Raw genomic sequence first — 21,197 nt, 5'->3', positions numbered from 1 at the left:
GACCCCTGATGACCCGGCTCTACAACGACCCGTCCGACTTCGCCGACGAGATGATCGACGGCTTCGTCGCCGCGAACCGCCGCTTCGTGCGGCGGGTCCAGGGCGGCGTGGTGCGCTCGACCGTGAGCGCGCCCGGCTCGGTCGCCCTCGTGGTGGGCGGCGGCTCCGGCCACTACCCGGCATTCGGCGGGCTCGTCGGCCAGGGACTCGCGCACGGCGCGGCGATGGGCAATCTCTTCGCCTCGCCGTCCGCGCAGCAGGTGCACTCGGTCGCCGCGGCGGCCGAGCACGGCGGCGGCGTGCTGCTCAGCTACGGCAACTACGCGGGCGACGTGCTGAACTTCGACGCGGCCGAGCGGCGCCTGCGCGACGAGGGGATCGACGTCCGCACCGTCACGGTGACGGACGACGTCTCGAGCGCGAGCGTCGCCGAGAAGCACAAGCGCCGGGGGATCGCCGGCGACCTGACCGTCTTCAAGGTCGCCGGAGCCGCGGCGGAGGAGGGTGCCTCTCTGGACGAGGTCGAGCGGATCGCGCGCCTCGCCAACGAGCGCACCCGCTCCTTCGGGGTCGCGTTCTCGGGCTGCTCGCTGCCCGGGGCGTCCGAGCCGCTGTTCACCGTGCCGGAGGGCCGGATGGCGGTCGGCATGGGCATCCACGGCGAGCCCGGCATCCGCGAGGACGACGTGCCGACGGCCGACGGTCTCGCCGAGCTGCTGGTCTCGTCGCTGCTCGAGGAGCTGCCCGACGGCGTCGACGCGGCCGAGGGCTCGCGCCTGGTCGTCGTGCTGAACGGGCTCGGCTCGGTGAAGTACGAGGAGCTGTTCGTCGTCTACGCCGGCGTCGAGCGTCGCCTGCGCGAGCGCGGCCTCGAGGTCCTCGAGCCCGAGGTCGGCGAGCTCGTCACGAGCTTCGACATGGCCGGCGTCTCGCTCACCTTCTTCTGGGTCGACGACGAGCTGGAGCGGCTCTGGGCCGCGCCGGCCGAGGCGCCCGCCTACCGCAAGGGCTCCGTCCGCGCGGCCGAGCAGGCCGCGGTGACCGAGCAGGAGTCGGCCGCGGTCGTCATCGGCGACGCGAGCGAGGAGTCCCGCGACGCCGCCCGCACCGTGCTCGCCGCCCTCGACGCGACGCGGAGCACCATCGACGAGAACGCCGACGAGCTCGGCCGGATCGACGCGGTCGCCGGCGACGGCGACCACGGCATCGGCATGCAGCGCGGTGTGCACGCAGCGGTCGCCGCCGCCCGGGCCGCGCTCGAGGCCGGCGCCGGGGCGGGCACCGTGCTCGCCCACGCGGGTGACGCCTGGTCCGACCGGGCCGGCGGCACCTCCGGAGCGCTCTGGGGCGCCGCGCTCGCCGCGGTCGGCTCGGCGCTCGGCGACATCGCCGCGCCCACGGCCGCCTCGGTGGTCGAGGGGGTCGACGGCGCCCGCGCGGCGATCCTCCGCTTCGGAGCGACGCCGGGCGACAAGACGATGGTCGACTCGCTCGTGCCCTTCGCCGATGTCCTCGGCGAGGCCGTCACGGCGGGGGAGGAGCTGCCCGCGGCCTGGACCCGCGCCGCCGAGGCCTGCACGACCGCCGCCGCCGCGACCGCGCAGCTGCTGCCGAGGATGGGCCGCGCCCGGCCGCACGCCGAGAAGAGCCTCGGCACCCCCGACGCGGGAGCGCACTCGCTCGGGCTCATCGTCACCGCGATCGGCGCGGTGCTGCGCTCGGACGACGCCCCGCTCGCCGCGGCCCCCGGCTCTGTCGGCACCGGCGCGTAGCGTCGACTCCGTCCCCACGACCGCTTCCAGCAAGGAGAGAACACCCATGAGCGCACCCTTCCGCCTCGTCGTCGGCTCCGACGACGCCGGTCTCGACTACAAGGAGATCGTCAAGGCCGACCTCGAGAAGGACTCCCGCGTCGCGTCCGTCGTCGACGTCGGCGTCGACGCCTCGTCGCACACGCCCTACCCGAGCGTCGCCATCGCGGCCGCCGAGATGGTGGCCCGCGGCGAGGCCGACCGCGCGATCCTGATCTGCGGCACCGGGCTCGGCGTCGCGATCGCCGCCAACAAGGTGGCCGGCATCCGCGCCGTCACCGCGCACGACTCGTTCTCGGTCGAGCGCTCGATCCTCTCCAACGACGCGCAGGTGCTCTGCATGGGCCAGCGCGTCGTCGGCATCGAGCTGGCCCGCCGCCTCGCGAAGGAGTGGCTCGGCTACGAGTTCGACACGTCCTCCGCCTCCGCGGAGAAGGTCCGCGTGATCGAGGAGTACGAGGCCGGGAACCCGGTCGCGGACGACGCCGCCTCGGCCGGCTCGTGCTGAGCCGCGCCGCCGGGGACGCCCCGGCGTTCACCGTCGGCGTGAGCCTCAAGATGTACTTCGGCCACGCGCGGACGCTCGAGTGGATGCAGCGCATCGCGGAGATCGCGCGGACGCACGAGGCGACCGCCTCCGGTGCCGTCGAGCTGTTCGTCGTGCCGACCTTCCCCGCGCTGGTGCCGGTCGGCGCCCTCGCGGCGGAGTCCGGCGTCGCACTCGGCGCCCAGGACCTGTTCTGGGAGGACGCGGGAGCGTTCACCGGCGAGGTGAGCGGTGCGGAGCTGCGCGAGATCGGCTGCCGGCTGGTCGAGATCGGGCATGCCGAGCGGCGTGCGCTCTTCGGCGACGACGACGAGCGCGTGCGCGCGAAGGTCGCGGCGGCGTTCCGCAACGACCTCGTCCCGCTGCTCTGCATCGGCGAGACCGAGCACGGCTCCGTCGAGGACGCCGTCGAGCTCGTGCTCGCGCAGATCGGCTCCGCCCTCGCCGACGCGGACGAGGCCGGTGCAGACGGCCCGATCCTCGCCGCCTACGAGCCGGTCTGGGCGATCGGCGCTCCCGAGCCCGCCGAGCCGGCCTTCATCGCCGGCGTCGTCACCGCGCTCGAGGCGGCGCTCGCGGAGCTCCCCGGCCGCGCCGGCAGTCGCGTGATCTACGGCGGCAGCGCCGGACCCGGACTCCTGACCGCGCTCGAGGGCCGCGTGCCCGGGCTGTTCCTCGGCCGCTTCGCGCACGACCCCGAGGCGGTCGGCGCGATCCTCGACGAGGCGCTCGCCCTCGCCCGCGGCACCGAGGGGGTCCGCCCGTGAGCCGGATCGGGCTGAGCAGCTACGCCTTCTTCTGGCGCTCCTCCGACCGCGTCCCCAAGCCGCTCGGCGTCGAGGACATGGTCCGCGAGACCGCCGCGCTCGGCGTGGACCTGCTGCAGCTGTGCGACGTGCCGGCTCTCGAGGAGTACTCGGACGAGCAGCTCGCGTCGCTGCGCGCGGTCGCGGACGCCGCGGGGGTCGCGCTCGAGCTCGGCACCCGCGGCACCGACCCCGCGCACCTGCGCCGCTGGCTCCGCCTGGCGCGCGCGCTCGACGTCGTGCTGCTGCGCAGCATGTGGACGTCGGGGGAGGACCGGCCGGACCGCGAGGAGACGCTGCGGCGCCTGCGCGAGATCGCGCCCGAGCTGGAGGAGGCCGGCGTCACGCTGGCCCTGGAGACCTACGAGCAGGTGAGCACGGCCGACCTCGTCGACGTGATCGCGACGCTCGATCACCCGCGGATCCGGATCTGCCTCGACCCGGCGAACACCGTCGCGAACCTCGAGCTGCCGGAGGACGTCACCGCCCGCTGCGCCCCGTACGTCGCCAACTGGCACGTGAAGGACTTCGATTTCAGCCGCAATCCCGGCTGGGTCGGCTTCGTCTACACCGGCACGGCGCTCGGCGACGGCCGCCTCGACTACGACGCCATGCTCGTGCTGCTCCGGCCGGCGGAGCGCGGCATCACCCAGATCATCGAGTTCTGGCTCCCCTGGCAGGACACCGTCCCCGCCGCGGAGCAGGCGCTCGTCACCACCCGGCTCGAAGCCGAGTGGACCCGCACTACCCTCGACCAGCTCAGGAGAAGGAACTCATGACCGACACCACCGCCACCACCGCACCGGGCACCGCCGCCTCCGCCCTCACCGTCGCCGTCATCGGCGCCGGCGGCAAGATGGGCATGCGGGTCTCCAACAACCTGCAGAAGTCGGACTACAACGCCCTCTACAGCGAGGCCTCGCCCGCCGGCCAGGAGCGCACCCGCGAGGCCGGCCGCGAGATCACCGCGACCCCCGACGCCGTGAAGGACGCCGACGTCGTCATCCTCGCCGTCCCGGACGTCGTGCTCGGCGCGGTGTCGGAGGACGTGATCCCGCAGATGAAGTCGGGCGCGATCATCCTCACGCTCGACCCGGCCGCCGCCTACGCGGGGCTGCTCGCGAAGCGCGAGGACATCCACTACGCCGTGGCGCACCCGTGCCACCCGTCGGTGTTCCTCGAGCGCACCACGCCGGAGGAGTGGGCCGACACGTTCGGCGGCATCGCCGCACCGCAGGAGGTCGTCGCGGCCCTCGAGGACGCCGACGACGACGTGCGGGCGATCGCGGAGAAGGTCATCTCGACCATCTACGCGCCCGTCATCGCCGTGCACTGGGTGACCGTCAAGCAGCTCGCCGTGCTCGAGCCGACCCTGGTCGAGACCATCGCCTGCATGGTCGGCGAGTTCCTCAAGGAGGCGCTCGACGAGACCGTCAACGGCGTCGGCGTGCCCTACGAGGCCGCCCGCGCGATGCTCTACGGCCACACCTGGATCGCGCTGACCAACGGCCTGCGCGGCTCCAACCCCTTCTCCGAGGCGTGCCACATCGCCATGGGCTACGGCCGCGAGGCGCTCATCAAGGACGACTGGAAGAAGATCTTCGACGACTCGGAGCTCGACTCCGTCATCGCGAAGATGCTGAAGATCGACGCCGTCAAGCGCTGACCGGCGTTCGCGCGCACTTCATGCTGATCGAGTAGCCCTCGGAGAGGGCGTATCGAGATCCGGCGTCGTCCGGTGGGTGGGTCTCGCTGCGCGGCTACTCGACCAGCATGGGCCGAGCGAGGCGTCCCCGAACGGTCGAGACAGCCCGCAGCAGCGGGACGTCTCGACGGTCCGGGGACGCCTCGGCGTCGCACTAGAGGCGGACGATCATCTTGCCGGTGTTGCCGCCGCGCATCATCGAGAGGAAGGCGTCGACCGCGTGGTCGATGCCGTCGACGACGGTCTCGTCGTAGGCGATCTCGCCGGCGGCGAACCAGCCGCCCATCAGGCGGTTGAACTCCGGCGCGTGGTCGAGGTAGGCCGCGAGCGTGAAGCCGCGCAGCGTCAGCGCACGGGTGATGATGTTCGCCATGTTGTCCGGGCCGGCCGGCTTCTCGGTGCTGTTGTAGCCCGCGATCGCGCCGCAGAGCGCCGCGCGTCCGCCGTCGTTGAAGGCGTCAAGCGCCGCCTCGAGGTGGTCGCCGCCGACGTTGTCGAAGTACACGTCGATGCCCGCGGGTGCCGCCGCGGCGAGCTGCTCGCGGACGGGGCCGGCGTGGTAGTCGAACGCGGCGTCGTAGCCGTACTTCTCTGTGAGCAGCGCGACCTTCTCGGCCGAGCCTGCGGAGCCGACGACGCGCTTCGCGCCGAGCAGCCGCGCGATCTGGCCGGCGGCCGAGCCGACGGCTCCCGCGGCGCCGGAGACGAAGACGGTGTCGCCCTCCTTCAGCCCCGCGATGGTGGTGAGGCCGACGAAGGCGGTGAGGCCCGTCATGCCCAGGACGCCGAGCCGCAGCGACAGCGGGGCGCCGGGGATCTCGGGGACGACGCGGAACGCCGAGGTCTCGGCCTGCACGATGTCGCGCCAGCCGAGCTGGTGCAGCACGACGGCGCCGACGGGGAAGTCGGGGTCGCTCGACACGGTGACGCGGCCGATCGCGCCGCCTTTCATCGTCTCGCCGAGCGCGTACGGCGGGGTGTAGCTCTTCACGTCGTTCATCCGGCCGCGCATGTACGGGTCGACGGAGAGGAAGGCGTTCTCGACGCGGATCTCGCCGGCGGCGGGCTCGTCGTACTCGACCTGCGCGGTGCGGAAGTCCTCGGCGACGGGCCAGCCGACGGGGCGGCGGACGAGCTGGATCTGGGTACTGGTGACGGTGGTCATGGAGCCTTCCGAGGGGTCGTGGGGGCGGGGATCAGGAGACGGCGAGGCCGATGCCGAGCGCGAGGACCGCGAGCAGTCCGGGCGCCATCTGCGTGAGCGCCGCGCGCCGCTTGCCGGGGGACGAGAGCAGCAGCACGAGCGCTGCGGCCACCATCGATCCGGTGCCGGTGAAGACGAGCGCGGCGCCGACGGCGGTCGCTCCAGAGGCGAGGACGATCACGCCGATGATCGTGACGATCGCGAGGAACAGGTTGTAGAAGCCCTGATTGAACGCGAGCTCCTTCGTCGACTCGGCCTCGCCGGCGGTGGTGCCGAAGGTGGAGCGGGCGCGCGGGGTCGTCCAGAGCAGCGACTCCAGCACGAAGATGTAGACGTGCAGCAGCGCCGCGAGGACGGCGAGAACGAGTCCGATGACGATCACGGCGGGGCCTCCTAATTGTGTATCGCTCGGTTCACTACCGAACGGGCCCACTCTATACTGGAACGACCGGTTCACAACAGTCCGCCGGTTCCGGGTCGTCAGCAAAGGGAGTCGCCGTGGGACGCACGCAGAGCTTCGACACCGACCAGGTGGTCCGGTCGGCGCGCACCGTCTTCTGGGACCGCGGCTTCGAGGAGGCGTCGCTGCCCGAGCTCGAGGCGGCGACCGGTCTCGGCCGTTCCAGCCTCTACCACGCGTTCGGCAGCAAGCGCGGGCTCTTCGACGCGGCGGTGCAGAGCTACCTCGACGAGATCGTGCGGCCTCGGCTTGCGCCGTTGACCCGCGACGAGGTCTCTCCGACGGCCCTCGAGGACTACTTCTCGGGGCTCCGGGACGCGCTCGCCGATCCGCGGACGGTGTCGGCGCAGAGCGGGTGCCTCCTGCTCAACGCGGCGGGGGCGCCGATCGCGCGCGACGACGCGGTGCGCGAGGTGATCGCGGAGTACCGGGCGGAGCTGCAGCGGGCGATGCTCGCAGGGGCGGCGGCGCGGTGGCCGGGGGAGTCGGCGCAGTGGCGGGGGCGGCAGGCGGGGGTGCTGGTGTCGCTGCTGGTGACGGCGCTGGTGCTGGCGCGGGTCGATCCGGGGCAGTCGGTGGCGACGGCGGAGGCGGCGCTGGGGCTGGTGCTGGGGGACTGACGACCCCGGGTGCCGACTGCTGACGTGCTCGTCGCTTCGCGACGTCGCGCTCGGCGCGGCCGGGGTGGACGCGGTGCCTCGTCGCGGCTCCTTCCCGCGCGCCTGCGGCGCGCCCGCCAGACCCGAGCCAGGAGCCGCGACGAGGCACCGCGACCACCCCTCTGCATGGAGGCGCGGCGGGTCGGCGGATCGGCACGGAGGGTGGCGGGCGTCGGCCGGTCTGCACGGAGGTGTGGCGGGGTCGGCGGGCGTAGGCGGTGGGCGGGGATCAGCGCTCGAGGCGGTGCTCGCGGTCGGCCGGGTGGACGTTCGGCTCGTGGAGCCGCTTCGGGCACGTCGAATCGGGCGGTTCCGGAGTGCCGGAGGTATCTCCGCGTGCCGGAGGCCGGAGGTCGGAGCGCGGGGTGTTGGGCTCGTTGTTCGTGCTCCGGCTCGTGGAATCCGGGGGTTTTGGCGTGCCGGAGGGCGTTCCGCGTGCCGGAGGTGGTGCGGCGGAGGGCGCGCACGACGGAGGGCCGGCGGAGGAGTCTCCGCCGGCCCTCAGGGGTGGCGCGTCAGTCGGTGCCGGCGTCGAAGGCGGCGCCCTCGGAGGCGAGGTCGGTGGCGCGGCCGAGGGCGTCGGCGGCGGCGGAGCCGTTGCCCTCGGTGATGGCCTCGGACTCGCCGATCTCGAGGTGGCCGACCAGCTCGGCGGTCGAGCCGCCGACCAGGCCCGCGGCGGCGTACTGCTCGAGGCGCGAGCGGGAGTCCGCGATGTCGAGGTTGCGCATGGTCAGCTGGCCGATGCGGTCCTCGGGGCCGAAGGCGGCGTCGCCGACGCGCTCCATCGACAGCTTGTCGGGGTGGTAGCTCAGCGCGGGGCCGGTGGTGTCGAGGATCGTGTAGTCGTCGCCGCGGCGCAGGCGCACGGTGACCTCGCCGGAGACGGCGGAACCGACCCATCGCTGGATGGACTCGCGCAGCATCAGCGACTGCGGGTCGAGCCAGCGGCCCTCGTACATCAGGCGGCCGAGGCGGCGGCCCTCCGAGTGGTACTGCGCGATGGTGTCCTCGTTGTGGATCGCGTTGAGCAGGCGCTCGTAGGTGAGGTGCAGCAGGGCCATGCCGGGCGCCTCGTAGATGCCGCGGCTCTTCGCCTCGATGATGCGGTTCTCGATCTGGTCGGAGTTGCCCAGGCCGTGGCGTCCGCCGATCGCGTTCGCCTCGAGGACGAGGGCGACCGGGTCGGAGTACTCGACGCCGTTGAGCGCGACCGGGCGGCCGGCCTCGAAGCGGACGCTGACCGTCTCGGCGGCGATCTCGACGTCCTCGCGCCAGGCGGCGACGCCCATGATCGGCTCGACCAGCTCCATGCCGCTCGAGAGCTCCTCGAGGCGCTTGGCCTCGTGGGTGGCGCCCCAGATGTTCGCGTCGGTGCTGTACGCCTTCTCGGTGGCGTCGCGGTAGGGGAAGCCGCGGGCGACCAGCCACTCCGACATCTCGGTGCGGCCGCCGAGCTCGTTGACGAACTGGACGTCGAGCCAGGGCTTGTAGATGCGCAGGCGCGGGTTGGCGAGCAGGCCGTAGCGGTAGAACCGCTCGATGTCGTTGCCCTTGTAGGTGGAGCCGTCGCCCCAGATGTCGACGCCGTCCTCGCGCATCGCGCGGACGAGCAGGGTGCCGGTGACGGCGCGGCCCAGGGGAGTGGTGTTGAAGTAGGTCTTGCCGCCGGAGCGGATGTGGAAGGCGCCGCACTGCAGCGCGACGAGCCCCTCCTCGACCAGGGCGCTCTTCGCGTCGACGAGGCGCGAGATCTCGGCGCCGTACTGCGCGGCGCGGGCGGGCACGCTGTCGATGTCGGGCTCGTCGGCCTGGCCGATGTCGGCGGTGTAGGTGCAGGGCACCGCGCCCTTCTCGCGCATCCAGGCGACCGCGACCGATGTGTCGAGCCCTCCCGAGAATGCGATTCCGACGCGCTCGCCCACGGGCAGACTGTTCAAGACCTTCGACATGGCTCTGATTTTAGGAGACTCGCGGGGCCGCTCGTGACGCGCACGCTCGCGCGACGATCGTCGGATAGATCTGCACGGGGGGATGGACGGGCGCACGGCGGCGTGGGAGGGTCCGACTGACCCGCTCGACGACGCGCGGGCACCGCCGCACTCCGAAAGGCTCCTCGTGCCACAGCCTCCTTCCCGCCGCCTCGCGGCGATCACGCTCGCCTGTCTGCTCGCCGCGGGAGGTGCGGCCGCGATCGCGCCCGGCGCCTCCGCTCTCGCGACCGTCAGCAGCGAGCCGACATCCACTCAGGCCCCGACGGCGTTCCGCCCCGGGTCCGCCTCCGACGACGCGGTCGCGCGCGGGCCGGTCCGGTACACGAACGCCCTCATCGGCGGCGAGAGCCTCGCGCGCGGCGAGAGCATCACGTCCGAGGGCGGCGAGTACCGCTTCGTGCTGCAGACCGACGGCAACGCCGTGATCTACGACTACAGGGGGTCGACCTGGAGCACCGGGACCCAGGGCCGCGGGGACCGACTCGACATGCAGACCGACGGCAACGTCGTGATCTACGCCGCCGACGGCCGGGCCGTCTGGAGCACGGGCACTGGCGGAAACCCGGGCGCGCTCCTGGTCATGCAGGACGACGGCGACCTCGTCGTCTTCCGGGCCGACGACTCCGTCGCGTGGTCCTCGTCCGACGGCCAGGCGCCGCCCGCGGTCGCCGACACCCTCAGTAGCGGCAGCGACCTGCGCGCCGGTCAGGAGCTCGTCTCGACCGATGGCCGCTCCCGCGCGGCGATGCAGACCGACGGCAACTTCGTCGTCTACAGCGGCGGCGCGGTGCGGTTCAATGCCGCCACCTCCGGGCCGGGGAACCGCCTCGTGATGCAGTCCGACGGCAACGCGGTCGTCTACGCGAACTACGGCGCTCCGCTCTGGCAGTCGGGTACCGCGGGCAACCCCGGGGCACGCATGGTGATGCAGAACGACGGCAATCTGGTGATCTACGCCGCCTCGGGCCGTCCGCTGTGGTCGAGCAACCCGCCCCCCGCGCCGGTCGTGCGGGACGTGCTGAGCGGCGGCGGCGAGCTCCGCGCCGGTCAGGAGCTGGTGTCGAGCGACGGCGGCTCGCGCGCCGCGATGCAGGGCGACGGCAACTTCGTCGTCTATCGAAGCGACCAGGTGAGCTTCTCGGCCGGCACCTCGGGCGCGGGCAACCGCCTCGCGATGCAGACCGACGGCAACGCGGTCGTCTACTCCGCGTCGGGCCGGGCCCTCTGGCAGTCGGGTACCGGCGGCAACCCCGGCGCGCGACTGGTGATGCAGAACGACGGCAACCTGGTGATCTACTCCGGCGACCGCGCGCTGTGGTCGAGCTACACGCCGCCGGTGCTGACCAGCGACACCCTGTTCGCCGGTAGCGAGCTCACCCAGGGCCGCAGCATCCGCTCGACCGACGGCCGCAGTGAGGCAGTCCTGCAGGACGACGGCAACTTCGTCGTCTACAGCAACGGCAGCGCGCGCTGGAGTGCCGGCACGTCGGGCGCGGGCAACCGTCTCGTGATGCAGGGCGACGGCAACGCGGTGGTCTACTCCGCGTCCGGCCGTGCGCTCTGGCAGTCGGGCACCGCGGGCACCTTCGGTCCGCGGATGGTCATCCAGAACGACGGCAACCTCGTCATCTACTCCGTCGACGACCGCGCGGCCTGGCAGAGCAACCAGCCGGCGCCCGCGCCCGCGCCTATCGGCAACCCGGGCGACGCGGTGAACTGCGACAGCTTCGGTTCTCAGGCCGACGCTCAGGTCTGGTTCGACCGCTATCGTGCCTTCGGCGACCCGGCCGTTCTCGACCGCGATAAGGACGGCATCGCGTGCGAGGACTACCGCTACTAGGTCCGTAGAGAGGAAGGCCCGTCTCCTCGGAGGCGGGCCTTCGGCGTTCCCGGAGGGGCGCATGCTCGCGCGACATCTGTTGGGTAGTTCTACCCAAAAGGATGGACGGGCGGGGAGAGCGCGTGGGAGGCTCCGCCTGGCCCGCTCGATGATGCGCGGGCCTCCTCTGCATCCGCACTGTGAAAGGCGCTTCATGCCACAGCCCCCCGCCCGCCGCCTCGCAGCACTCACGCTCGCGTGCCTCCTCGCAGCGGGAGGTGCCGCGGCGCTCGCTCCGACCGCGTCCGCGCTCTCCTACGCCACGGTGGACCCGACGGACACTCCGACTCCGACGCCCACCCCGACGACCGAGCCGACGCCGACGCCGACGCAGGAGCCGACTCCCGAGCCGACCCCGACGCCGACTGCGACGCCCGAGCCGACGCCCACCGCGACGCCGACTCCGACGGCCACTCCGACCGTCACTCCCACGGCCACGCCCACCGCCACCCCGACCTCGACCTCGACCCCGCGCCCGACGCGGACGCCGACGCCGACCCCCACTCCGACGCAGCCCCCGGCCGCGGCGACCGACCGGCTCGCCTCCGACTCGACGCTCACCGCCGGGCAGCGGATCGTCTCGCGCAACGGCCAGTTCCGCTTCGTGATGCAGACCGACGGCAACGCGGTCGTCTACGACGCCGCGGGCCGCTCGACCTTCAGCACCGGCACGTCCGGCACCGGCAACCGCATCACGATGCAGGCCGACGGCAACCTCGTCGTCTACACGACGGCGAACCGCGCGCTCTGGCAGTCGGCCACCGGTGGCAACCCCGGCGCGTTCCTGGTGATGCAGAACGACGGCAACCTCGTCGTCTACCGCACCAACGGCACCCCCGCCTGGGCGACCTCCTACCAGGCCGCTCCGCCCGCCGTCGTCGGCGACACCCTCCGCGGTGGCGCCGAGCTGCGTGCGGACCAGCAGATCACCTCGACCGACTCGCGCTCGCGGGCGGTCATGCAGGGCGACGGCAACTTCGTCGTCTACAGCAACGGCTCCGCGCGCTGGAGCGCCGGCACCTCGGGCGCAGGCAACCGCCTCGCGATGCAGGGCGACGGCAACGCGGTCGTCTACTCCGCCGGCGGCGCCGTGCGCTGGCAGTCGGGCACCGGGGGCAACCCGGGTGCGCGCATGGTCATCCAGAACGACGGCAACCTCGTCATCTACGCCGCCTCGGGCCGTGCCCTGTGGTCGAGCTACACCCCGCCCGCGCCCCCGGCACCCGTGATCCGCGACGTGCTGAACGGCGGCGGCGAGATTCGCTCCGGCCAGCAGCTCGTCTCGAGCGACGGAGGCTCGCGCGCCGCCATGCAGGGCGACGGCAACTTCGTCGTCTACCGCGGCGGCGAGGTCCGCTTCTCCACCGGGACCTCCGGCAGCGGCAACCGCCTCGCGATGCAGACCGACGGCAACGCGGTCGTCTACTCGGCCGGCGGTGCTGTCCGCTGGCAGTCGGGCACCTCGGGCAACCCGGGAGCGCGCATGGTCATGCAGAACGACGGCAACCTGGTGATCTACTCGGGCAACCGCGCCGTGTGGTCGAGCTACACGCCGCCGGCGCCGCCCGCACCCGTGATCAGCGACACGCTGAACTCGGGCAACGAGCTCGGCTCGGGTCGTCTCCTCCGCTCGTCGAACGGCAGCAGCGAGGCGATCATGCAGGGCGACGGCAACTTCGTCGTCTACAGCAACGGCGGCCCCCGCTGGAGCGCCGGAACGAGCGGAGCGGGCAACCGCCTCGTCATGCAGGGCGACGGCAACGCCGTCATCTATTCGGGGAGCCGTGCCGTCTGGCAGTCGGGCACCTCGGGCAACGGCGGTGCGCGCATGGTCATGCAGAACGACGGCAACCTGGTCATCTACTCGACCGACGGGCGCGCGCTCTGGCAGAGCAACCAGCCGGCGCCCGCGCCGGCGCCTCAGCCGGGACCGGCGCCCGCGCCCGGACCGAGCCAGCCCGGTAATCCGGGCAATGCCGTCAACTGCGACGACTTCTCGTCGCAGGCAGCAGCACAGGCGTGGTTCAACACCTACTACCCGTACTACGGAGACGTCGCTGGTCTCGACCGCGACGGAGACCTCGTCGCCTGCGAGTAGTTCGTCAAGAAGTTGGAAGGCCCGTCTCCTGACCATCGGAGGCGGGCCTTCGCTCGTCGTGTCGCGATCGGGGTTGATCCTCGAACGGACTCGCACTGGGCTTCGAGCGCTGGGTAGCCCCTGGTTCGCGTCCATTCGGAACCGTCGGCGTTCCCGAGTGGGCCCGCACCGTGCCCTGTATCTCTGCCGGACCCCGTCTCGAGTCCACTCGACCCGGACTCCACTGGGGCGAGTGGCTCGCGGGCGGACCGAGCGGGGAGGCCGCTTCGCGGCTCGGCGACGAGGAGCGGATGCGAGAGTGCCCAGACATGATGGTCGAGTAGCCCGGAGGGGCGTATCGAGACCCGCCGTCGTCAGCCGGGTGGGTCTGCAGACTCGGCTTCTGGCAGAGGTGGATCTCGAGACGACCGCTGGGCGGGCTACTCGATCAGCATGGTCGAGGCCTGGCGTGGGCGGTCAGGCGGCGGGGACTCCGGCGCGCAGGCCGACCGCGGGGAGGAGCACGTTGTCGACCAGGGAGATCAAATAGTCGCGGTCGACCGGCTCGCGCATCAGGAGCACGCGGTAGGAGACCATCGAGGGGGTCAGGACGGCGAGCATGTCGACGTCGACGTCGGCGGGGATCTCGCCGCGGTCGATGGCGCGGCGCAGGAGCGTGCGGTTGGCGCGGGCGCGCGGCTCCACGATGGCCTGGCGGACGGCGTCGGCGAGCTCCGGGGCCTTGGAGATCATCGCGACGACGCCGGACATGATCCGGAGCTTGCGCTCGGCGTCCTCGATCGCACGCGGGCGGATCAGGGCGACCAGGTCGCCGCGCAGGGTGCCGGTGTCGGGGAGCGCGTCCTGGTCGAGGTCGGCGCCCTTCAGGCAGGCGACGGCCTCGAGGACGAGCTCGGCCTTCGACTCCCAGCGGCGGTAGAGCGTGGCCTTGCCGGCCTTCGCGCGGGCGGCGACCATGTCGATCGTCATGCCGTCGTAGCCGGTCTCGGCGAGCACGTCGAGGGCGGCGGTGAGGATCTCGCCGTCGCGGTTCGGGTCGCGGCGGCGGCCGGGGCGTGCCGGGGCGTCGCAGGTGGCGGCGGGGGGAGTGGGCGGCGTCATCGCGGCTTCTCCAATCGGTTCGGGAGGGCCGCGCGAGACGGCCCGTGTGAACACCATGCTAATTGAAGAACTCCGCAGTTCCGAAACTAGCGAGTCTCGTATATGGTCTCCTCCATGTCGCAGACCACATCACTGCCGGACTCCGCCGCCCCCGCGGTTCCGGCCCCGTCCTCCCGCCGCTGGTGGACGCTCGTCGCCGTCGGGCTCGCCCAGCTCATGGTCGTCCTCGACTCCACCGTCGTGAACATCGCCCTCCCCGCCGCCCAGGCCGACCTCGGCTTCTCGGACGGCGACCGCCAGTGGGTCGTCACCGCCTACTCGCTCGCCTTCGGCAGCCTCCTGCTGCTCGGCGGGCGCCTCTCCGACCTGATCGGCCGCAAGCGCACGTTCATCATCGGCCTGATCGGGTTCGCCATCGCCTCCGCGCTCGGCGGTGCCGCCCCCAACTTCGAGCTGCTCATCGCCGCCCGCGCGCTCCAGGGCGTGTTCGGCGCCCTCCTCGCGCCGACCGCCCTCGCCGTGCTCACCACCACGTTCACCGTCCCGAAGGAGCGGGCGCGCGCGTTCGGCGTCTTCGGCGCGATCGCCGGGGCCGGCGGTGCGGTCGGCCTCCTGCTCGGCGGCGTGCTGACCGAGAGCTTCGACTGGCGCTGGAACCTCTACATCAACGTCGTGATCGCGGTCGTCGCGGTCATCGGCGCCATCGTCTTCGTGCCGACGATCGACCGGGTCGGCCCGCGCCCGCGGCTCGACGTGCCCGGGACGATCCTCGTCTCGGCCGCCCTCTTCGGCCTGGTCTTCGGCTTCGCCAACGCGGAGACCGACGGCTGGGACTCGCCGATGACCTGGGTGCCGCTCGCCGCGGCCGTCGTGCTCCTCGTCGGCTTCGTCCTCCGCCAGCGCAGCACCGAGCACCCGCTGCTGCCGCTGCAGATCGTGCTCGACCGCGACCGCGGCGCCGCGTACCTCTCGGTGCTGATCGCCGGCGCGGGGATGTTCGGGATCTTCCTCTTCGTCACCTACTACCTGCAGGTCTCGCTCGGCTACTCGCCGATCCAGACCGGGCTGTCGTTCCTGCCGATGATCGGGATGCTCGTGCTCGCCGCGCAGCTCTCGACCAACCTGCTCCTGCCGCGCTTCGGCCCGAAGATCATGGTGACCTTCGGCATGCTGCTCGGCGTGGTCGGCATGCTGCTGCTCACCCGCCTCGACCTCGACAGCGGCTACGCGGCCGACGTGCTGCCGGCGCTGATGGTGCTCGGCTTCGCGATGGGCTCGATCATGCCCGGCTCGATGCAGACCGCCACCCGCGGAGTCGACATGCGCTTCGCCGGCGTCGCCTCGGCGATGGTCAACACCAGCCAGCAGGTCGGCGGCTCGATCGGCACCGCGCTGCTGAACACGCTCGCGGCCACGGCGGTCACCGACTACCTCCTCACGCACACCCCGACCACGGCGATCACCGCGGCGGAGGCGGCGGTGCAGAGCTATGCGGTCGCCTACGGCTGGGGAGCGGGCTTCTTCGCCCTCGGCGCGGTGCTCTCGGTGCTGCTGTTCCGCCGCCGCTCGGCGGGCCTGGCGGTCTCGTCCGGAGCGTCCGCGGAGCCGGTGCTCGCGCACTGATCCGCACCCCCGCGCGGCCCCTTCCACGACCGTCCGACAGGGCGGGTCGGGGGAGGGGCCGCGTTGTCGTGCGGCCGTGATCGGATCGTGAGAACGGCGTCGGCGGGCCGTCGTGCGCGACTGCCAGGATGAGCGGACCCGCACTGCCGCGGGCGATCGATCCACCGGGGGAACCACATGATCCTGTCCACTCGAGGCCGCCTCGCGGCCGTCGTCCTCGCCACCACCCTGACCTGCGGAGCCGTCGCCGGTCCGGCGCTCGCGGCTCCCGCCTCGCGGGTCTCGACGGAGGCCGCCGCCGCGGCCGTCGCGACCGGCGATCGGCTCGCCGTCGGAGCGACGCTGAAGGCCGGTGAGGAGCTTCGGTCGAACCTCGGCAGCCAGGGCGTCTTCCGCTTCGTGATGCAGACCGACGGCAACGCGGTCGTCTACGACCCGAACGGTGGGGCGTTCTGGGTCAGTGGCACCTCGGGTGCCGGCAACTTGCTCACGCTGCAGCGCGACGGAAACATCGTGATCTACTCCGCGCAGGGCGCGGCGCTGTGGGCCAGCGGCAGCAACGGCCGCGGGGAGCCGTCGTTCCTCGCGATCCAGGCCGACGGCAACCTCGTCTCCTACTCCGCCACGGCGGCACCGCTCTGGGCGAGCCGCGGCGAGACCACCCTCGTCGAGGGTCGGCAGCTCGACCGCGGTCAGGCGCTCGCCTCCGCCGACGGCCGCTACCGCGCCGTCTACCAAAACGACGGCAACCTCGTCGTCATCGGGCAGAGCGGGGTCCGCTGGAGTGCCGGGACGAGCGGCGGCACGCGGCTCGCTCTCGAGTCGGGCGACCTCGTCAGCTATCAGGGCGGAGCGGCGGTGTGGTTCACCGGCACGTCCGGCTTCAACGGCGCCCAGCTGGTGCTCCAGAACGACGGCAACCTGGTGCTCTACTCGAGCTCGTTCCGCGCTCTCTGGTCGAGCGACGGCGGAAGCCCGGCGTACCGCGACTCGCTGGTGCCCGGCGCGCAGCTCTCCGTCGGCCAGTTCCTCCGCTCGCGAGGCGGGGACGTCCGCACGGTGCTGCAGAGCGACGGCAACGTCGTCGTGTACTACGGCAGTCCCTCCGGCGACGTCGCCCTGTGGAGCACGGGGACCTCCGGCGCGGGCAACCGCTTCGTGATGCAGAACGACGGCAACGCGGTCGTCTACAGCGCCTCGGGCCGAGCGCTGTGGTCCTCCGGGACCGGCGGCAATCCGGGATCGGTGCTGACGATGCAGAACGACGGCAACCTCGTAGTGCGCAGCGCCAACGGCCGGGCGCTCTGGGACTGGCAGCCGAACGGGTACGTGGGCATCTCCGGCGCCTGATCCGAGAGGCGTTCGCACGGGACGGCCGGGGCGCTCCGCAGCAGCGGGGACCTCGGCCGTTCGCGTGCGCAGGGGAGATGTCCGCGTGTTGCGCCGTCGGTCGCCCCGGGTCGGGTGGCTGCGTAGCGTCGGGGGATGCCCGAGACGCTCGACATCGTCCATCTGCGCACGCTCGTGGCGATCGCCGACTGCGGCGGGTTCGGGCGGGCGGCCGTCGCCCTGCACATCAGCCAGCCGACGGTCTCGCAGCACGTGCGCACCCTCGAGCGGCGGCTCGAGCGCACCTTCATCGAGAAGGTCGGCCGGCGCACTCGGTTCACACCGGCCGGCGAGCGCCTCCTCGTGCAGGCCCGGCGCATCCTCGCCGTGCACGACGACGCGCTGGAGCTGCTCGACGCGGCGAGCGAGAACCCGCTCGCCCTCGGCCTGACCGAGCCGGCCGCGGAGCAGCTGCTGCCGCGCCTGCTCGAGACGCTGCACCGCGCCTTCGACGACCGGCCGCTCACCTTCACGCTCGACCGCTCCACCCACCTGGCGGAGGCGGTGGCCCGCGGTGTCGTCGATCTCGCGGTCATCCTCGGCGTGGGCGGCGACCTGCCGGGCCGCCAGGTCGCGACGCTCCCGCTCGACTGGTACTCGGCACCCGGCTGGCAGCCGCCGGAGGACGCGCCGATCCCGCTCGTCGCCTACTCCGAGCCGTGCGGGATGCGCCAGCGCGCTCTGCAGCAGCTCGGCGCCTTCGGTCACGAGGTGCGGGTGGTCGCCGAGTCGGCCGGGCCGGAGGGCGTGATCGCGGCGGCCCGCGCGGGTGTCGGAGTCGCGGTGCTGCCGACCGCGCACCGCGGCACGGTCGCCGAGGGACTCGTCGTGCGGCACGATCTGCCGGCGCTGGGCTCGGTCAACCTCCGCCTGGTCTCGCGGCGCGGCCTCGCCCCGGACGTGGAGGACACGGCCCTCGCCGCGCTCGCGGAGGTCTTCGGCACGGTGCGGGCACGGCCGGTCGCGGTGCCCGCGGGCGCGCGAGTGTGACCACCGTCGCCGGCCGCCCGACGCGGGTGTGACGAATCGTTACCAACGATCGGGATCGCCGATCGGAACGCATCCGGAATCATCGTTGGACGCCCGGAGCACCTCGGCCGTAGCGTCGGAGCCATGACCTTCCCGCCCGCCCTCACCGCCGCCGCGTTCCTCGGCGCGACCGGTGCAGCGAGCCGCGGGAGCATCGGCGTCATCGGCTCCGCCGGTCGGATGCCCGGCGCTCGAATGTCCTCGGACGGGAACCCCTTCGCGCCGGTGCGCGGATGTTCCTGTCCGGTCTCCCGCTGACGCCTCCGCGTCGCCCGACTCCTCCGCCCGACTCCTCCGCCCGACGGCCGGCACCAGCCGCTCCCGTCCCGGCCTCTGCGCGCCTCCGCCCGCCTCCGCGGCCGCCGCGCGTCCCTCTCTCCGCGCCCTCTCGCGCTCCTCCGGCGTGCCCGCGCGCCTCCCCGGTGCGCCCGCGCACCCTCTCGAAAGGACCTCCCATGACCGTCGAGTTCATCTCCGCGATCAACGTCAACCACTCGAACGAGGTCAACGGCCTCGCCGATCCGGCCATCGACGTCGCCTATCTGCGCCGCTACTCCCGGATCCTCGAGGACGGCGGCTTCGACTACACGCTGGTGCCCTACGGCTCGGCCGGGCACGACCCGTTCACCATCGCAGCCGCGGTCACCCAGTACACCGAGCACCTGAAGCCGATCGTCGCGCTCCGGCCCAACACGGTCTACCCGACCGTCGCGGCGAAGGCGCTCGCCACCCTCGACCAGCTCTCGGGCGGCCGGGCCGTCGTGCACTTCATCGCAGGGGGGAACGACCACGAGCAGGCCCGCGAGGGCGACCGGCTGAGCAAGGCCGAGCGCTACGCCCGGCAGGAGGAGTACCTCCGCATCCTCCGGAAGGTCTGGTCGGCGACCGAGCCGTTCGACCACGCGGGCGAGTACTACCGCTTCGAGGACTTCGTCTCGCGGGTGCGGCCGGTGCGCGGCACCATCCCGATCTCGGTCGGCGGCTCGAGCGACGAGGCCTACCGCCAGGGCGGCGCGCTCGCGGACGTCTTCGGCCTGTGGGGCGAGCCGCTGGCCGACACCCAGCAGCAGATCGACCGGATCGCGGACGCGGCGCTCGCCGCGGGCCGCACCGACACCCCGCGCACCTGGGTCACCTTCCGGCCGATCATCGCGCCGACCGAGGAGCTCGCCTGGGAGAAGGCGCACCGGATCCTCGGCATCCTGCAGAGCCGAGGCGGCACGACGAACCCGCGCAAGGGCGAGAAGGGGCTCTGGGTGCAGACGCCGAGCGCCACCGGCCCGGCGAACGTCGGCTCGCAGCGCCTGCTCGACATCGCGCGGCGGAAGGACCTGCACGACCGCGCGCTCTGGACGCCGACCGCGACCGCCACCGGGGCGGCCGGCGCGTCCACCGCGCTCGTCGGCACGCCGGAGACGGTCGCCGCGGCGATCCTCGACTACGTCGACCTCGGCGCCGACCTGATCTCGATCCGCGGCTACGACAACCTGAACGACGCGGTCGACTACGGCCGGTACGTCATCCCGCTGGTCCGCGAGGAGCTCGCGCACCGCGAGGCGACCGGGCACCGCGGCGAGATCGTCGCGCAGCCGCCGCTCGAGGCCGAGCTCGCCGGGGCGATCGCGTGACGCTGCTCACGGGAGCGCCCGCCACGGTGCTCCCCGCGCCCGTCCTGCCCGCGCCCGACCTCTCCGACCGCGCGCTGGCCCGGGTCACCGCCCGCCTGGCCGAGACCGCCGAGCACTACGACCGCACCGCCGAGTTCCCCTGGCAGGGGATCCATGCCGTGCACGAGGCGGGACTGCTCTCCCTCGGAGTCGGCACGCGCTACGGCGGCACGCCCGCCTCCACCGTCGACCTCGTCCGCGTCTTCGGCGCGCTCGGCCAGGGCGACCCGGCGGTCGCGCTGATCTCGGCGATGACCGTGCTGCAGCACGCCGCACAGGACCGCGCCGCGCTGTGGCCCGAGGCGCTCTACCGCTCGGTGCTCGCCGACTCCGCCGAGCGCCCCGTGCTGCTCAACGCGGTGCGCGCCGAGCCCGAGTGGGGCGCTCCGGCCCGGGGCGGCCTGCCCGCCACGACGATCCGCCGCGACGGCGACGGGTGGCTGCTCGAGGGCCGCAAGGGCTTCGCCACCGGCTCGGAGGGGCTCGCGTACCACCTGGTCTGGGCGGTCGATCACGGCGGGGCGTCGGGCGAGCCCGAGCTCGCGCACGCGATCGTGCCCGGCGACGCCCCCGGCGTCCGGATCGAGCGGACCTGGGACCACCTGGGCCAGCGGGCCTCGAGCACGCACGACGTGGTCTACGAGCAGGTCCGCCTGCCGCTCGAGCACTTCCGCGGCACGCCCCGCTCGCAGCTCGCGCCCGAGGCCGGGGCGGCCGGCGGCTTCGGCCTCGCCGTCGCGGCGCTCTACGTCGGTGTCGGGCGGGCGGCGCAGAGCTTCTTCGTGCGCTTCGCGAACGAGCGGGTCCCGACCTCGCTCGGCCGGCCGATCGCCACCACGGAGCGGATCCGCTCGGTCGCCGGCGAGATCCAGGCGCAGCTGGTGCAGGCCGAGGAGGTGCTGCTCTCGCTGGCCGCGCGGGTGGACGCGGGCGATCCGCGCGCCGCCGAGCGCCTCGTCGTCGGCAAGCTGCTCGCCACCCGCTCGGCCGTCACCGCGGTCGAGACGGCCGTCGCCGCGCTCGGCAACCCCGGACTCACCCGGCACCACCCGATCGAGCGGCACCTCCGCGACGTCCTCGCCTCCCGGGTGCACCCGCCGCAGGACGACGCCGCCCTCCTGACCGCCGGCACGCGCTCACTCGCTGCCGCCGCGCTCTGACAGCCCGCGCTCAGACAGCCCGCACTCCGACACCCTCGCACTCCGACACCCCGCACTCCGACTTC

Annotated in this window: 17 protein-coding genes; 13 read left to right on the top strand and 4 right to left on the bottom strand. The window is 73.0% G+C overall.

The genetic code is table 11. The annotated features are described in order from the left end of the window. Positions 1 to 8 precede the first annotated feature (8 nt). From GTU73_RS13115 to GTU73_RS13095, 5 genes are read left to right on the top strand one after another with little or no spacing between them, the layout of a single operon-like run. Positions 9 to 1,772 (top strand): dihydroxyacetone kinase family protein, encoded by a 1,764-nt coding sequence (locus GTU73_RS13115; protein WP_160090143.1) that lies wholly within the window; start codon positions 9 to 11, stop codon positions 1,770 to 1,772. A gap of 46 nt (positions 1,773 to 1,818) precedes the next feature. After that, positions 1,819 to 2,319, top strand: a complete 501-nt coding sequence (locus GTU73_RS13110) for a ribose-5-phosphate isomerase (RefSeq protein ID WP_160090141.1) — start codon at positions 1,819 to 1,821, stop codon at positions 2,317 to 2,319. Between the two features lie 38 nt (positions 2,320 to 2,357). Next, entirely contained in the window at positions 2,358 to 3,125 is a 768-nt protein-coding gene (locus GTU73_RS13105) for a triose-phosphate isomerase family protein (RefSeq protein ID WP_244231633.1), read from the top strand. After that, positions 3,122 to 3,943, top strand: coding sequence for a sugar phosphate isomerase/epimerase family protein (locus tag GTU73_RS13100; RefSeq protein ID WP_160090139.1), 822 nt, complete (start codon positions 3,122 to 3,124; stop codon positions 3,941 to 3,943). Before GTU73_RS13105 ends, GTU73_RS13100 begins: the two co-directional genes overlap by 4 nt. Then, the gene (locus GTU73_RS13095; protein ID WP_123735945.1) at positions 3,940 to 4,830 is read left to right on the top strand and encodes a phosphogluconate dehydrogenase C-terminal domain-containing protein; all 891 of its coding nucleotides are present in this window, start codon (positions 3,940 to 3,942) and stop codon (positions 4,828 to 4,830) included. Before GTU73_RS13100 ends, GTU73_RS13095 begins: the two co-directional genes overlap by 4 nt. A 193-nt stretch (positions 4,831 to 5,023) precedes the next feature. On the opposite strand, the gene GTU73_RS13090 is transcribed toward GTU73_RS13095, so the two are convergent. Continuing rightward, positions 5,024 to 6,034: an NADP-dependent oxidoreductase gene (locus GTU73_RS13090; protein WP_160090137.1), complete on the bottom strand. Its 1,011-nt coding sequence runs from the start codon at positions 6,032 to 6,034 to the stop codon at positions 5,024 to 5,026. 31 nt (positions 6,035 to 6,065) lie between these two features. Next, complete coding sequence (locus tag GTU73_RS13085) at positions 6,066 to 6,455, bottom strand: DUF1304 domain-containing protein (RefSeq protein ID WP_160090135.1); 390 nt, start codon at positions 6,453 to 6,455, stop codon at positions 6,066 to 6,068. A 116-nt stretch (positions 6,456 to 6,571) separates the two neighbouring features. Here GTU73_RS13085 and GTU73_RS13080 point away from each other — a divergent pair, with 116 nt between their 5' ends. Continuing rightward, the gene (locus GTU73_RS13080) at positions 6,572 to 7,153 is read left to right on the top strand and encodes a TetR/AcrR family transcriptional regulator (protein WP_160090133.1); all 582 of its coding nucleotides are present in this window, start codon (positions 6,572 to 6,574) and stop codon (positions 7,151 to 7,153) included. 554 nt (positions 7,154 to 7,707) lie between these two features. Here the strand turns inward: GTU73_RS13080 and argG are convergent. Next, complete coding sequence (gene argG / locus GTU73_RS13075; RefSeq protein ID WP_123446074.1) at positions 7,708 to 9,144, bottom strand: argininosuccinate synthase; 1,437 nt, start codon at positions 9,142 to 9,144, stop codon at positions 7,708 to 7,710. 166 nt (positions 9,145 to 9,310) lie between these two features. Between argG and GTU73_RS13070 the strand changes: the two genes are divergently transcribed. Beyond that, a complete protein-coding gene (locus tag GTU73_RS13070; RefSeq protein WP_160090131.1) occupies positions 9,311 to 11,026 on the top strand; it encodes an excalibur calcium-binding domain-containing protein in 1,716 nt (571 codons plus the stop codon). Between the two features lie 193 nt (positions 11,027 to 11,219). Next, complete coding sequence (locus GTU73_RS19355; RefSeq protein WP_160090129.1) at positions 11,220 to 13,163, top strand: excalibur calcium-binding domain-containing protein; 1,944 nt, start codon at positions 11,220 to 11,222, stop codon at positions 13,161 to 13,163. A gap of 456 nt (positions 13,164 to 13,619) precedes the next feature. Here GTU73_RS19355 and GTU73_RS13060 read toward each other — a convergent pair whose 3' ends face one another. After that, a complete protein-coding gene (locus GTU73_RS13060; protein WP_160090127.1) occupies positions 13,620 to 14,264 on the bottom strand; it encodes a TetR/AcrR family transcriptional regulator in 645 nt (214 codons plus the stop codon). Between the two features lie 114 nt (positions 14,265 to 14,378). Here GTU73_RS13060 and GTU73_RS13055 point away from each other — a divergent pair, with 114 nt between their 5' ends. From GTU73_RS13055 to GTU73_RS13035, 5 genes are all read left to right on the top strand, one after another. Further along, positions 14,379 to 15,887 carry an MFS transporter gene (locus GTU73_RS13055; RefSeq protein WP_244231632.1) on the top strand — a complete coding sequence of 503 codons (1,509 nt, stop codon included), beginning with the start codon at positions 14,379 to 14,381 and terminating at the stop codon, positions 15,885 to 15,887. A 177-nt stretch (positions 15,888 to 16,064) separates the two neighbouring features. Next, the gene (locus GTU73_RS13050) at positions 16,065 to 17,237 is read left to right on the top strand and encodes a hypothetical protein (RefSeq protein WP_160090123.1); all 1,173 of its coding nucleotides are present in this window, start codon (positions 16,065 to 16,067) and stop codon (positions 17,235 to 17,237) included. Positions 17,238 to 17,372: 135 nt separating this feature from the next. Beyond that, entirely contained in the window at positions 17,373 to 18,266 is an 894-nt protein-coding gene (locus tag GTU73_RS13045) for a LysR family transcriptional regulator (RefSeq protein WP_160090121.1), read from the top strand. A 494-nt stretch (positions 18,267 to 18,760) separates the two neighbouring features. Next, positions 18,761 to 19,933: an LLM class flavin-dependent oxidoreductase gene (locus GTU73_RS13040; protein WP_160090119.1), complete on the top strand. Its 1,173-nt coding sequence runs from the start codon at positions 18,761 to 18,763 to the stop codon at positions 19,931 to 19,933. Beyond that, positions 19,930 to 21,132 carry an acyl-CoA dehydrogenase family protein gene (locus GTU73_RS13035; protein ID WP_160090117.1) on the top strand — a complete coding sequence of 401 codons (1,203 nt, stop codon included), beginning with the start codon at positions 19,930 to 19,932 and terminating at the stop codon, positions 21,130 to 21,132. The genes GTU73_RS13040 and GTU73_RS13035 overlap by 4 nt, the downstream gene beginning before the upstream one ends. The last annotated feature ends 65 nt before the right edge of the window (positions 21,133 to 21,197 follow it).

Source organism: Rathayibacter sp. VKM Ac-2804, assembly GCF_009866655.1.
Lineage (GTDB): Bacteria > Actinomycetota > Actinomycetes > Actinomycetales > Microbacteriaceae > Rathayibacter.
The sequence above is the reverse complement of the archived record's forward strand: the minus strand, read 5'-3'. Positions and strand labels throughout refer to the sequence as shown.